The organism is Fibrobacter sp. UBA2449 (assembly GCF_002342555.1).
GTDB lineage: Bacteria > Fibrobacterota > Fibrobacteria > Fibrobacterales > Fibrobacteraceae > Fibrobacter.
This window is the reverse complement of sequence record NZ_DDQF01000012.1, coordinates 166,371-180,104: the sequence shown is the minus strand read 5'-3', so window position 1 is coordinate 180,104 and position 13,734 is coordinate 166,371. Positions and strand designations below refer to the sequence as shown.

Here is a 13,734-nt window from a genome sequence, read left to right as displayed (position 1 = left end):
GCGCTCAGGATGACGCTTTGCGTCACTCCGCCTGCGCCGCGATGGAGACCTTCTTCACTCCGGCCAGGTTGCACATGTCGATTACCTGCACGAGCACGCCCGTCTCGGCACCCTTATCCGCAATCACTACGGCCTCGCGGTCGGGCGCCTTCGCGAGCGACTGCTTCAAGATATCCTGCAGGCTCGCGAGATCCACCTGCCGCTCGTTCATGTGGATTGTCCCTTCGCGCGTAATCGCAATCAAGAGGTTTTCCTTCTCGAGCTGGCTTGCAGACTGTGCCTGAGGCTTCGTCACGTCCACGCCCGTCTCGCGGGTAAACGAGGAAGTGACCACGAAAAAGATGAGGAGGATGAACACGATGTCCATCAGCGGGCCCATCTCGATGCCCATATCCTTCTGCTTTCTTCTCGGCAAGTTGAATTCCATAATAAATCCTTCATTCCTAGATTGCCACGGCTTCTTTCGAAGCCTCGCAATGACGAATCACGGGCACTTCCTCTCTACAAAATAATTCTCAATAACGGTCGCGCCGAGTTCCATCTTCTGGCACAGCATTTCTACGCGCTCGTCCAGGCGCTGTTTCAGGAGCGTGAGCGGGAACGCCACCAGGAGCCCGCTCTGCGTAGATATCAGAGCCTCCGAGATACCGTCGGCCATGAGCACCGGGTTCTGGTTCCCGTACAACGTAATCACCTCGAAGGTAGAAACCATTCCCGTCACCGTACCGAGCAGGCCCAGCAACGGCGCCGCAGACGCCATCACGGATATGATGTGGTTTCCCTGCTCCATGTAGCGCACCGTCTTCATCATGCGCACCTGCATGTAGTCGCGGAAGCCCTCGGGATTGGTGCTCGCGACGTCAATCGCATAGCAGAGTTCCCGCGAGAGGAGCCCGCCACGCTTGCGCAGCCTGCGGAGGGCCTTCTTCACGCTGGGCGGTTCCGCATTCTTCTCGTCTTCCTCGATTCCGCCGTTCAGGTCCACGCGCATGCGCTTGATGACCTTGTGGATGTCGGTGCGGAAAAAGTCGCTTCCGATGCGGAACCAGCTCGAAAACAGGTAGTAGAAACCCACGACACCCGCCAGGAGAATCGGGAGCATCACCACGCCACCAGCATGGTACGTATTCTCGAGCGACTCGATGAGTATGTAGTGGGTGTTAGTCATGGCGCGGAACTTATTCTTTCTTCCCGAAAATGCGGTTCAGGAGTGCGGTGCTCTGCACGTACATCTCGCTTGTGACCTTCTCGATTTTTTCGCTCAGGAGGCCATGCAATATCATCACGGGGATTGCAATCACGAGGCCCGTTTCCGTAGTCACGAGAGCCTCCGAAATGCCACCCGCAAGCACGCGCGCGTCGTTCGTGCCCACCTCGGTAATCACCGTGAACAGCGTGATGATACCCGTAACCGTACCGAGCAGGCCGAGCAGCGGGGCAATCGAGCCCATCGCGGCAAGGAGCCCCATGCGGCGTTCCAGTTTCGGCTGCTCCCGGAGCAATGCCTCCTGCAGGGCGCGTTCCGCATCCTCGCGTTTGTCGCGGGCGCGGTTTAACACCGCAAATAGCACCATCGAGAGGCTCGTTTCCTTCTTGAGGCAGAGACCAGCCGCATCCTCGTAGCGGTTCTCCTTCACGAGGGCGTCGAGCTTGCGGTTGAACCTGCGGCTCAGATGCCCGCGGTAGCTGAGCACCAGGAAGCGTTCCAGGCAAAGCAGCAACGCGAAAATCGCCACCAGCATGAGCGGGTACATCACGATGCCGCCCTTCCTGAAGAACGCCTGGAATTCCTCGCGCCAGGAAAGTTCCTTCGTGTCGGTAATCGCGTTCTTGACCGCCTTGTTCTGCAATACATCCAGCGGGATCGTGACAACTTCGGAAGCCCCCGAGGCCTGCGATACGGCCTGCTTTATATTCGCGGCCATCTCCGGAGGGAGCGTCGCGTTCCATTCGAATATCTTGCCCTGCAGCGCACCCGAGCGGAGCAGCGCCTGCACCTCGCCGTTATCCTGCGCGACCTCGCCCAAAAAGACCGTACCCAGGCGCAAGCGGTTCACGTTCACGTCGGGGCGGTTGCCCACCTGCGAAGTCTCGCGCCCGTAGAACTGCGTGTAGGTCAGTTCGTGACGCAGCAGCAGGTCGTTCATAAAATTCTGCACCGCGCCGACCGTATTCGGCACCTTCTTGTCGGCCTCGTCAGATGCCTGGCGCAACCTGAGCAGACGGCCGTTCATGCCCACCGGGTAATCGCCCATCACGTCACCGAGCGTCTTGTCAATCGAAAGCTTCACCTGCGTGTTGAGCGCATCGTACGCCGACTCGTCGGCCTGCGCCTTCTCCTCGGCATCTCCCGTCATGTTCCTGCTCGCCATGACCTCCTCGTTCACGCGGCCAAGATCCGTCGAGAGCTTGGAATAACGGCCGTCAAGTTCACGCGATGCCGCCTGGTGCTCCTCGGTCAACTGAGATTCGGCATAGCGCTTGCGCCAGTGTTCCGCCTCGAGTTTCTCGAGCGAGTCCGCCTTCTGCAGGCGAATGCGGGTAAGCGCCTCCACCTCGCGCTGCAAGCTGCGCACCTCTTCCATCTGCAGGGAATCCTTGATGCGCGCCTGGTCCTCGGCGGTAGACTTCTTTTCGCCCGAAGACCACGGCCAAGCGAATGCAGATGTGGCACACAGGAGGACTGCGATTATCTTCTTCATTTTTCACCTCCCACGATAGAGAGGCTTACGGGCAACTTCACAATCTGGGGAGGCTTCTTCGCCTGCTTCACGTCGAGCGCGAGCTTCACCGCCGCGCGTTCTTCCAGGTTCAATTCCTCGTTCCATTCGTATGCGACTTTCCCGTCCACGACCTTACGCACCAGCGCACCGAAAACCGTGCCGTTGTCATCGCTGTAGACCATCCACTGGTTCCCGATACGCAGAATCGAGGCGTTGATGAGTTCGCCGTTCTTGCGGGTGAGCGGACTGTTGATAATCGCCACCTCGTCACCGAACTTCGTCTCTTCGGCAATGAGCGACTTGAGACGCGAAAAGCCTTCCTCCTCGCTCGCGTTCCCGCTCTCGATATCGCGGGTAAGGGATTTTACGCGGTCGAGCCTGCTTTCGAGTTCCCAGGGCACCGTCTGCGCCACCTGTGACTCGAGCCTCTTGCTGATGCCCGCAAGTTCAGCGCGTAGCGCCTTGCGTTTTGCGGCCACGTTGTCCGTGCGATTCTTCGCGCGGGCCTGCTTGTTGCGTTCCGTCTGGAGTTCGCCCGCAACCGCCTTTATCTTCACGTTCAGGCTGTCGATTTCGGCACGGCGGCGTTCCGTATCGGCCTTGTAGCGCTGTTGCAGTGTCCTGTAGCGGGAATCGTCCGCCTTGAGCATCGAATCCGTCGCCGAGATCTGGCGATTCAGCTTCTGGATTTCGGAATTCAGTTTTTCCTTCTCGAGCTTCAGGTCCTGAATTTCGGAAGCGCGGTCGGCAAGGGCCGGGCCCGAAACAAGCAGCACCATGAGCACCAAATGCACGAGGGGCAAGAATTTCAATCTTTTCATAACTTTCCAAATGAATTAGATATCAAAATTACATTATTATAACACTTGAACCCGCCAAAAGTGTCACCGCAATAGAAAAAATACCCCACAGGACAGCCTGCAGGGTTATTGACCGATTTGCCGGACTTAATTTTTTTACAAATTACTCCACGACTTCGACTTTCTTGGCGCTGAATTCCTTCGTGTCGATGCTCGAAATGGTGGAACCGTCACCAAGAGAAATCTTGCGGATTTCGCCAACGTCATACATGGCAACCCATGCAGTGCTGTTGTCGATAGCCACGATATCATAGGGATTGTCCTTGTTAAGAGCGGCCTGCCAGGCAACCGTCTTGGCGCTAGCGTTCACTTCAGCAATGCTACCCTTGTCGCCACGGTCCAGCACTATCAGCTTGCCATTCACATTTCTAATGACAGCGTCGGCAGAGAACTGAATGCGATCTTCATCATTGAATTCACCTTCTTCAAACCAGTACAGGGCACCAGAGCTATAGTCCGAAACATAGACGAACAGTTCTCCACCTGCGACGGCAATACTGTAAGGCTGATAGAGGAACTCATAGGGTTCTTCAGATGTCAACGAGGTAAACGTCGTTCCATCATAGGCGCGAACACCCATGTCACTCGCGTCAAGGGTTGTCCAATTCACGACGCCACGGTCACCAATGTAAAGGAGGTTTTTATCGGCATCAAAGAACAATCCGCCAGTCGCATCAACCTCCTTACCAACGCTCTTCACAGACTTGCTCGCCAAATCAACTTCTACAACAAAGACATCACCATAAGCCCTGTAAACAGCGACATAGGCCTTGCCTTCCTTAGCATTCACTTCCATGAGATTCACGCCACCACCGAGTTCCGCGCCGCTTACCCAAAGTTCAGACTTTTTGTTCTTCAGGTCGATTTTTTCGATACCGCGGTTATCATCGGCATCAATACCCCATGTAACAGGATTGTATTCTCCCTGAGTACCCACGTACACATTACCCTTCACGACCTTGACAGCCATCGGGTTCTTGGTCAGAAGCGGAATCGTATCAAGAAGGGTTCCATCGCTCAACTTATACATGGCGAGAAGGCCCGGTTCCTTGAAATCTGCACCGCCAGTAACCGGAACATAGCGCTGGAACACGGCGAACAGCGTGTCACCGGAAACTTCGAGGTCAGCGGCGTTCGGCGTTTCAGAAAGGAAGGTCACCTTCAGTTCCACGGAGCTACTAGATTCCGGTTCTTCGGAAGAACTGCTTTCAGCTTCGGAGGAGCTAGATTCAACCTTTTCGCTGGAACTGGACTTGTCGTCCTTCGTGCTGGAGCTAGACTTATCGTCCTTCTTCGCGGAACTGCTGGACTTTTCATCCTTCTTGCTGGAGCTGGACTTGGCGTCCTTTTCGCTCGAGCTAGACTTTTCGTCTTTCTTGACAGAGCTGCTCGACTTGGCCTTCGAAGAACTGGAAGACTTCCCCTTCACGGAGCTGGAGCTCTCGTCGTCGGAAGCGCTGCTGAGATCATCGTCCAGACAGTTTTCGTTCTCGAGGCAATCCACGCCGGTGCTCGAGCTGTTGTCGTCACCGCAAGCGCTCATGAAGAACGCAAGCGACATTGAAGCAAGTAATGTGAGTATTTTCTTGTTCATGGTTTGTCCTTTCTGGCTTTACGCAATTACTTTGTCATAACCCTATGTACTCGGTAATGCGCGGGGGCTAGAACCCCTGTATGAGTGTAAACCTGTATTCTCGACCGGGCGCCGGGAAGGGCGTATAAATATTGCGATACGTCTCATCCGAAATGTTGTCTACCACGAATATAACCTGCGTCTTTTCCCACGGTTGCCATGCGAGCGAAGCGTTGTAGCGGGCAACCGGGGGCTGCCTCGTGAAATTCATGCGGTCACTGAAAATTCGCGTCCTGTAAGTCGTCTGGAAAATGGCCCTCAAATTGAGCGGCAAGAAGAACGTACCCTCGACAAAGTAACTGTGCACGGGTTCACCCGGCAGCAATTTTCCATTGTAGGCCCTGTTCGCGCCGTCATCGCGCGGGTCCTGGATAGTCCCGCGCAGCACGGTCTGGAAAAATTTCGCCGGACGGCTTTCCAGTTCGAGTTCCACCCCGCGGATAAGCGACTTGTCGACATTGAAAGCCTTCATCAAGTTGGTACTCGTAATCCAGTATATACCGTTCTCGACATGGTTCTCGAAATAGGTGGCACGCAATACCGAACGGTTCTTCGGGGTAGCAAACGAAAGGCCTGCCGCAAAACGCAAGGCCGATTCATCCTTGAGCGTGGGGCTAGAAAGGGTTCCCGGATACACGCCGTAGAGTTCCATCAGCTGCGGCTGCCTGTAGAAGCGCCCGAACGAGACGTTGCCGCCGATCCAGGAATCCTTCTTCCCGAGTTTCGCCTGCACCATTCCCGCAAGGCTCAGGTCACGATCCGTCGCCTCGTCCACCACCGCAGAGCCCGTAGTCATCAGCACCTGGCCACCACCGATATTGTCGTACGTCTTCAGGATGTTGCCTTCGGCAAACAGCGAGAACCAGTCCGTAAAGTTGTATTCCGCATTGCCCGCAATCGAACCCGCGAGGCGTTCCAGTTCAAACTTCTTGAGCGTACCGCGCGATTCCCAGAGTTCCGCGCTACCCGCAAGGCGCAGGTAAGCCTCGAACTTGTCCAGCAAGAGGTTCGCCGACATCTCGGGAATAGCCCTGTAACCCGCGAGCCCGTATTCCCTGAAATCGTTCGAGAGGAACCCTATCTTGTCGAGCGGGTAATACGACGAGGACATGTTCTTCTCGAACTTGCCGGTAAGACCCGCCGTCAGGAGCAAGATGTCGGCAACCGTCGGAAATTCCAGGCGGTAAGCCACCTGCATCATGTCGCCCGTAAATTCCGCCACGTAGGTCTGCAGATCCTCCAAGCCCGGGTTCCCCGCCTGCGTGTGCAACGCGCTTGCAGACAGAATAGAGAAGAACCCGTTCCCGTGGAGCATGCGGTACTGGAAACTGCCGGAATATTCCGTGAACTCCGCGTTCCTGCGCCTGTCCTTAAAGTCGTCCTCATCGTTATAGAGCGTACCGTTACGGTTGTCAAACTCGTAGTCGTTGTCGCTGTGGCGCATGGATGCCGTCGCGGAGAACTGCACGCTGTCCTTGACGCTCGCTGAAACCTGCACGGAACCCTCGAACGTGTTGTGCGAACCGTAACTCGCGATGACGCGCCCCTTCGGGTTCTTGCCGCTATGCAGCGCATCCTTCGTGACAAAGTTTATCGCGCCACCGAGACCCGCACCGCCGAACTTCGCCGGGACCCTGTCCTTGTAGACCTCAATCCTCTCGATATTGTTGAGGTCGATCGCCCCCAGATCGGCAGCACCGCCACCCGCATCGTTCAGGGGAATGCCGTCGATGCAAATCAGCACGTTACGCGCAGCAATCCCGCGGATGGATACCGTCTGGAAGCTGCCCATGCCGCCCTGCTTGTAACCCTGGATACCCGAAAGCGAAGAAATGACTTCGGAAGCCGAAAGGCCGAGGCCCTCCCATGCGGAAGGCGTAATCTCCATGTAGTCCGTTCCCGGATTTTCCGTCTCGGCGATAGCGTAGGATTCGACCTCCGAAACGCCCAGATCCTGCACGGGCGCGGACTCATCGACAGTGGTTTCCTTGGAAGACACGGAAACTTGCGCATGGGCACTAGCCCAAGCACAGCACAAAAACACCGCATACATCGCGGCTTTGCAGAAAGATGTCGTTCGCATCGTTCCTCAACATCACGTTTCCCGCAGTTCTTCTGGCTCGGGGATCACCCTACTCCCGGCTCCTTCACATGCGATTTCTCGCACATTGGTTCATACCGGTTTCGTCCTCCCTTACAGCGGCGCGACCGCCCCCGGCTTTCACGGGGTTCTCTCCTTGCGGGCAACCGGGGCCACCTGCAAGAGCTTTTCAGGGCACAGGAAACTTTTTCGCCAAATATAAAAAAAGGGCATCGCCTTTTCAACGAATACGCATACCGAGCAACTTCCGACGCACAATTTGCGTAAAATAGACTATATTATTTGCATGCTGTTCATCCACCAATTTCCCGACTGGACGCGCTTCAGGTTCGACTCCGCGCGGGTGCTCGACGCACTCGGCAGGGCACGCTTCAGCGAGGGCAGACTCGCGGGCCTCCTCTCCTTCGCAGGCACCAAGGACCTGGAGACGGACCTCATCACCGAGGACATCGTCGCGAATTTTGCCATCGACGGGACCGAACTCGACGCCGACACCATCCGGACCGAAGTTTCGCTCCGCGCCCAGGGAAGCAGCGCCCATGTACAGAACTACATCGGCGCCATCGAAAACTACACGGTCCCCCTCTCTCAGGATCGCCTCTCCAACTGGTACGGCTCCCTGGTCGGGAACCGGGTGGCGGCATGGCGCAGCAACGTAAGCGAAATCTCGTCCGACACGGAAGGCCTGCACTTTACGGGACCGGGTCCCGAACGCCTGCCTGTCGAAATGGAAAACTTCCTGCGGTGGTTCGAAAATTCTTCCACGGACGGCACCATCAAGGCCGCCATCGCGCACTTCTGGTTCCTGACGCTGCGTCCCTTCGACAGGGCGAACGGGCGCATCGCGCGCGCCATTACGGCACTGCAGTTGAGCCGCGCACAAAAATCCGCACGCATGCACTATTCCCTGAACCGCCAAATCCTCAAGAACCGCGAAGAATACTTCCGCACGCTGAACAGGGCCCAATGCGGCAACGGGGACCTCACGGAATGGATCCTGTGGTTCTTGAGACAAATAGAGGAATCGGTACAGACAAGCGAATCGGCAATAGAATTCGAGACCAAGCGCTTTCGATTCCTGGCAAGACATTCGGGAGTGCAGACAACCGAAAGGGAGCAGCTGCTCCTGAATTCGGCCCTCACGGAAAAACTTCCCAGGAACTTCACCGCAAAGGACGTCGCCGCCCTCTTCGGCACAAGCCACGACACCGCATTACGCGAAATACAGAGCCTCATCGAGAAGGGGCTTGTTTCTGCAAACAAGAAGGGCGGACGCAGCCAGACCTACAGCGTCGTGGAATAGCCGCCGTTTTCGCGCATGCGCTTGCGGGCACGGCTGCCCGGGCGGTTGCGACGGCGATGCCTGCGGGAATTTTCTCCGGTACGTTCCGTTTCCTTAGGCTGCGCGGGCTTCTCGTGAGCAGGCTTCTGCACAGGCTTTTCGCGAGCGGGCTTCGGAGATTGATGCGGTTTCTCGCGGGACTTCTCGGCGCGGGCCTGCGCTTCCCCGCGGTTCATGCGGCCGCGCGCATTGCGCATCTCGCTCTCGGCGGTCTCCTTCTGCGGGGGCGGCAGTTTCTCGTAAATCGACAAGTCGCCTTCCGGGATACGGATGCGCGTCAATTTTTCGATGGCGCGCAAGTCCTGTTCCTCGTCGGGAGCGCAGAACGAAATCGCGATGCCGTCCTTGCCCGCACGGGCCGTACGTCCGATGCGGTGAACGAACGTCTCGGGCACATCGGGCAAGTCGTAGTTGAACACGTGCGAAACGTCGTCCACGTCGATACCGCGGGCGGCAATGTCAGTCGCCACGAGCACGCGGATCTTTTCGTTCTTGAAGTTCCCCAGGGCTTCCTGCCTGCGGTTCTGACTCTTGTTCCCGTGAATCGCCGCGCACTTGACACCCGCCTTTTCAAGGACTCGCGTTATCTTGTCCGCACCGTGCTTGGTGCGGCTGAACACGAGCACCTTCGTCATCTCGGGATGGGCAAGTAAAAGTTCCTTCAGCAGGGCCCCCTTGCGGCGCTTGTCGATGCGGTAAAGTTCCTGGCGGATGCGTTCGATGGGCGTGCTCTGCGGAGCCACTTCCACACGCACCGGATCCGGGCGCAGGATTGTCGCCGCAAGCTTCGTGATGTCATCGGGCATTGTCGCGCTGAAGAACAGGTTCTGGCGCACAGGCGGGAGCAGCGCCACCACCTTGCGGATATCATGGATAAATCCCATGTCGAGCATGCGGTCGGCCTCATCGAGCACAAAGAACTCGAGTGCCTTCAGCGACACCGCCTTCTGGCCAATCAGATCGAGCAGGCGGCCCGGAGTCGCCACAAGCACGTCTACACCGCGGACAAGGTTTCGCTTCTGGGAAGCATCGCTCACGCCGCCAAAGATGCACGCCGTCGAAATCGCGGTAAACTGCGCATATTGCTTAAAGCAATCCTCCACCTGAATGGCAAGCTCGCGGGTCGGCAGTAAAACCAACGCGCGGCAGGTCTTAGGCGCACGGAACTTTCCGGAATCGAGCAGGCGCTGCAGAATCGGGAGCGCGAACGCCGCCGTCTTCCCCGTCCCCGTCTGGGCAATACCCAGCAGGTCGCGTCCTTCGAGCAGGCTCGGGATGGAACGCTCCTGAATCGGAGTGGGTTGTTCGTAACCGACAGCGCGCACCGCGCGCTGCAGGGAATTTGCAAGGGGAAGTTCCGAAAATAGCATAGCGCGCCCAAAGATAGAAATTTACGACGCTCGGCCATGCTTTTCATTAGTAAATGAAAAGCATCTCGCGGTATTTAGGCAGGGGCCACATCTCGTCGGGCACAATCTTCTCGAGGCCGTCCACCACCTTGCGGAGGCCAGCGACGGCAGCGATGATTCCCTCGTGTTCGCCTTCGAGAGATGCTTCAAGTGCAGCAATCGATTCGGTGAGCGAGCGGCAGCCTTCGCCAATGGACTTCACGTAGGTATCGAGCCCCGGGAAGCCCTGGTTCAAGGCCATTTCGTTTGTACGTAACGACTTCTCGTAGGCTTCCACCACCTTCGGGAGAATCACGTTCTTCGCGAGGTCGCGGGCGACTTCGCCCTCGATGTGGATTCGCTTGTGGAAGTCTTCCACGTTGATCTCGTAACGCGAAAGCATCTCGCGGCGGTTCATCACGCCGTACTTTTCGAACAGTTCCACATTCTCGTCCTTCGTGAGCGCCTTGAGGGCCTCGAGCGAAGTGCGGATGTTCGGGAGTCCGCGGCGTTCCGCTTCCTTCACCCATTCGTCGGTGTAGCCGTTGCCGTTGTAGAGCACGCGCTTGTGTTCCTTCACGATCTTCTGCAGAATCTTCTGCAGGCCCGTGTGGAAGTTCTTGTCGTCGAGCTTTTCGAGCTGTTCGGCAATCATGTCAAACGCCTCGGCCACAATCGTGTTGAGCACCACGTTCGGTTCGGAGCAGCTCTGGCTACTACCCGGCGCGCGGAACTCGAACTTGTTGCCGGTGAACGCGAAAGGCGATGTACGGTTACGGTCGGTAGCGTCGCGCGGGAGCGGCGGCAGCATGTCGGACCCGAGCTTCATCGCGCCCGCCTGCTTGCTGGACTTCGCGGAGCCCTGCTCGATCTGGTCGATAACGTCCATCAGCTGATCGCCCAGGTAGATGGAGATGATCGCCGGAGGAGCCTCGTGCGCACCGAGACGGTGGTCGTTGCCCGCACCCGCGCAGGTCATGCGGAGCAGGTCGGCGTGCGTATCCACTGCGTAGATAATGGCACAGATCGCGGTGAGGAACACGGCGTTCTGGTGCGGGTCCTTGCCCGGGTTCAGGAGGTTTCCCTTGCCGTAAGAAAGACTCCAGTTGTTGTGCTTGCCCGAACCGTTCACGCCAGCGAACGGCTTCTCGTGCAACAGACAAACTAACCCGTAGCGGTCGGCCACATTGCGGAGCGTTTCCATGATGAGCATGTTGTGGTCGCACGCAAGGTTCACTTCCTCGAAAATCGGGGCGAGTTCAAACTGCGCGGGAGCGACTTCGTTGTGGCGAGTCTTCGCCGGAATGCCGAGCCTCCAGAGTTCCTTCTCCACGTCGTTCATGAAGTTCAGGATACGGCTCGGGATGCTCCCGAAGTAGTGGTCGTTCATCTGCTGGTGCTTCGCGGGAGTGGCGCCGAAGATGGTGCGGCCGGACTGGTAGAGGTCGGGGCGCTGCAGGTAGAAGCGCTTGTCGATGAGGAAGTATTCCTGTTCGGCACCGAGCGTGACGGTCGTCTTCTTGGGGCCCGCCTTGAAGCAGGTCATGAGGCGGCGGGTGGACTTGGAAAGCGCCTGGAGGCTACGGAGAAGCGGGGTCTTCTTGTCGAGCGCCTCGCCGGTGTAGCTACAGAACGCAGTCGGGATGCAGAGCGTGGCACCGTTGCCGTGGCGCTTGATGAACGCGGGGCTGGTCGGGTCCCAGGCGGTGTAGCCGCGGGCCTCGAACGTAGAGCGAAGGCCGCCGCTCGGGAAACTCGAAGCATCCGGTTCGCCGACGATGAGGTTCTTGCCGCTCAGTACCATGATGGCCTTGCAGCCGCTCGGTTCCAGGAAGGAATCGTGTTTTTCGGCGGTGGAGCCGGTGAGCGGCTGGAACCAGTGCGTAAAGTGCGTGGCACCGCGGTCCATCGCCCACTTCTTCATGGCGTGCGCGACATCGCCCGCGATATTCGGATCGAGGGGGGCTCCCTCGTCGATGGTCGCCAGGAGCTTTTCGCAGATATCCTTCGGGAGGTAGCTGCGCATGGCTTCGGCATTGAACACGTCCTCGCCGTAAAAATCGACATTGACGGGTTCGGCGGGTTTCACGGGTGCCGGGGTGGCGGTCGCGATATCGTAGATGGTTTTTGTACGCGTAGTGGACATTTTCACGTTCCTTTTCTTTATTACGCGGCAAAATTAGAAAGAGCGGGCACGCATTGCACGGAATTTTTCGCCTTTTTCAGCCCCGTTTTATTACACTTTTGTAAAATTAGACAATTTTATTACGTTTTTGTAAAGCACAAACAAGAAAACCGGCGACAAACCCGTGGAAACAACGTATATTTTAGGCATGGAAACCGAACGCATCGAAAAGGAAGCCCTCGAAAAAATCAAGCGTGAACTGCACGGACGCTCCGCGCGGGCCCTTTCCGCGCACATCCACGACGTTCTCGACAAGGCATTCGCCGACCTGCGCGCCGCACACGAGGCGGAATGCGAAAAAATCCGCGGCATCGTGGAAGGCCGCGCGGGCGACATCATCGGCAACACCCGCGAAATGCAGGAGGTCGCGCGGCAGGCAAGGCACATCGCCCACACCGAAGGCGTCGTTCTCGTCCGCGGCGGCGCGGGCACCGGCAAGGAACACGTGGCCCGCTATATCCACGAACTTTCCGACCGCAAGGCAAGGCCGTTCACCATCCTCAACTGCGACACGCTCGAAGGCAACACCACCAGCGCGTTCGAGGCGGAACTGTTCGGCTACGAGCGCGGCGCGTTCACCGGCGCCACCAGCAGGCACATCGGCAAGGCCGAGCAGGCAAGCGGTGGCACGCTATTCCTAGATGAAGTCGCGGAACTCTCCCCCGCAAGCCAGGCGCGGCTCCTGGAATTCATGCAGGGGCGAACCTTCAAGAGGCTCGGGAGCAACATCGAGCAGCGTTCCGACATCCGCATCGTCGCAAGCACCGGCAAGAACCTCGAGACCCTCGTGCAGCAGGGGCTTTTCCGCGAAGACCTCTACTACCGCCTCAACATATTCCAGATAAACTTGCCCGACCTCTCGCAGAGAAAGACCGACATCCTCTTGCTCGCCGACCACTTTATCGAGAAGATGAACCTCAAGTACGGCAAGAACATCGCGCGACTCAGCACCCCCGCCATCGACATGCTCATGAGCTACCACTGGCCGGGCAACGTGCGCGAACTCGAGAACTGCATCGAGCACGCCTGCCTCGCCACGACCGACGTCGCCATCAACGCCTACGACCTGCCGCCCACGCTCCAGACCGACATCACGAGCGGCACGGCGCTTATCCCCGAAGGCACCGCGTCGCTTACGGCACTGCTCGAAAGCTACGAGAAGGAAATCCTCACCGAGGCGCTCCGCCGCAACAACGGGAACCTGAGCGCCGCCGGCCGCGACATTTCCGTGAGCCCCCGCATGATGCACTACAAGGTGAAGAAGTTCGGACTATAGAATCCGCAAAGACATCAGGTCGAAGTGCATCAAGAATCGGCATCCTGTCTTTTTTTGATAACGTGCATGGAAAAGCGTTGCATTCCTCGAAAAAAGTAATTTTTGGGAACTTTGACAAAAAATTCACTCGAATGAAAAAAAAAATATACATCCCGTCCGTTTTATATTATTTTTCTAAAAGGTCTTTTTCTACAAAAGCAACATTCAGCCAACCAATGGTGGAACT

Annotated in this window: 10 protein-coding genes and 1 riboswitch; of the genes, 2 read left to right on the top strand and 8 right to left on the bottom strand. The window is 57.4% G+C overall.

Annotated elements, in window-relative coordinates; genetic code table 11:
* Positions 1 to 22: 22 nt before the first annotated feature.
* From B4B27_RS08445 to B4B27_RS08420, 6 genes are all read right to left on the bottom strand, one after another.
* A complete protein-coding gene (locus B4B27_RS08445) occupies positions 23 to 427 on the bottom strand; it encodes an ExbD/TolR family protein (protein ID WP_072798016.1) in 405 nt (134 codons plus the stop codon).
* 57 nt (positions 428 to 484) lie between these two features.
* Positions 485 to 1,168, bottom strand: coding sequence for a MotA/TolQ/ExbB proton channel family protein (locus B4B27_RS08440; RefSeq protein WP_290725597.1), 684 nt, complete (start codon positions 1,166 to 1,168; stop codon positions 485 to 487).
* Between the two features lie 10 nt (positions 1,169 to 1,178).
* A complete protein-coding gene (locus B4B27_RS08435; protein ID WP_290725595.1) occupies positions 1,179 to 2,702 on the bottom strand; it encodes a MotA/TolQ/ExbB proton channel family protein in 1,524 nt (507 codons plus the stop codon).
* On the bottom strand, positions 2,699 to 3,544 hold the full coding sequence (locus B4B27_RS08430) for a DUF3450 family protein (protein ID WP_290725593.1): 846 nt from the start codon (positions 3,542 to 3,544) through the stop codon (positions 2,699 to 2,701). Before B4B27_RS08430 ends, B4B27_RS08435 begins: the two co-directional genes overlap by 4 nt.
* A 142-nt stretch (positions 3,545 to 3,686) precedes the next feature.
* Positions 3,687 to 5,177, bottom strand: a complete 1,491-nt coding sequence (locus B4B27_RS08425; RefSeq protein ID WP_290725589.1) for a YncE family protein — start codon at positions 5,175 to 5,177, stop codon at positions 3,687 to 3,689.
* Between the two features lie 67 nt (positions 5,178 to 5,244).
* Complete coding sequence (locus B4B27_RS08420) at positions 5,245 to 7,299, bottom strand: TonB-dependent receptor (protein WP_290725587.1); 2,055 nt, start codon at positions 7,297 to 7,299, stop codon at positions 5,245 to 5,247.
* A 5-nt stretch (positions 7,300 to 7,304) separates the two neighbouring features.
* Positions 7,305 to 7,496, bottom strand: a riboswitch (cobalamin riboswitch).
* Between the two features lie 107 nt (positions 7,497 to 7,603).
* Here B4B27_RS08420 and B4B27_RS08415 point away from each other — a divergent pair.
* Positions 7,604 to 8,620 carry a Fic family protein gene (locus B4B27_RS08415; protein ID WP_290725585.1) on the top strand — a complete coding sequence of 339 codons (1,017 nt, stop codon included), beginning with the start codon at positions 7,604 to 7,606 and terminating at the stop codon, positions 8,618 to 8,620.
* Here the strand turns inward: B4B27_RS08415 and B4B27_RS08410 are convergent.
* Entirely contained in the window at positions 8,602 to 10,029 is a 1,428-nt protein-coding gene (locus B4B27_RS08410; protein ID WP_290725583.1) for a DEAD/DEAH box helicase, read from the bottom strand. The genes B4B27_RS08415 and B4B27_RS08410 overlap by 19 nt on opposite strands.
* A gap of 46 nt (positions 10,030 to 10,075) precedes the next feature.
* Complete coding sequence (locus tag B4B27_RS08405) at positions 10,076 to 12,193, bottom strand: glutamine synthetase III (RefSeq protein WP_290725581.1); 2,118 nt, start codon at positions 12,191 to 12,193, stop codon at positions 10,076 to 10,078.
* Positions 12,194 to 12,380: 187 nt separating this feature from the next.
* Here B4B27_RS08405 and B4B27_RS08400 point away from each other — a divergent pair, with 187 nt between their 5' ends.
* Positions 12,381 to 13,508: a sigma-54 interaction domain-containing protein gene (locus B4B27_RS08400; protein WP_290725579.1), complete on the top strand. Its 1,128-nt coding sequence runs from the start codon at positions 12,381 to 12,383 to the stop codon at positions 13,506 to 13,508.
* Positions 13,509 to 13,734: the final 226 nt, after the last annotated feature.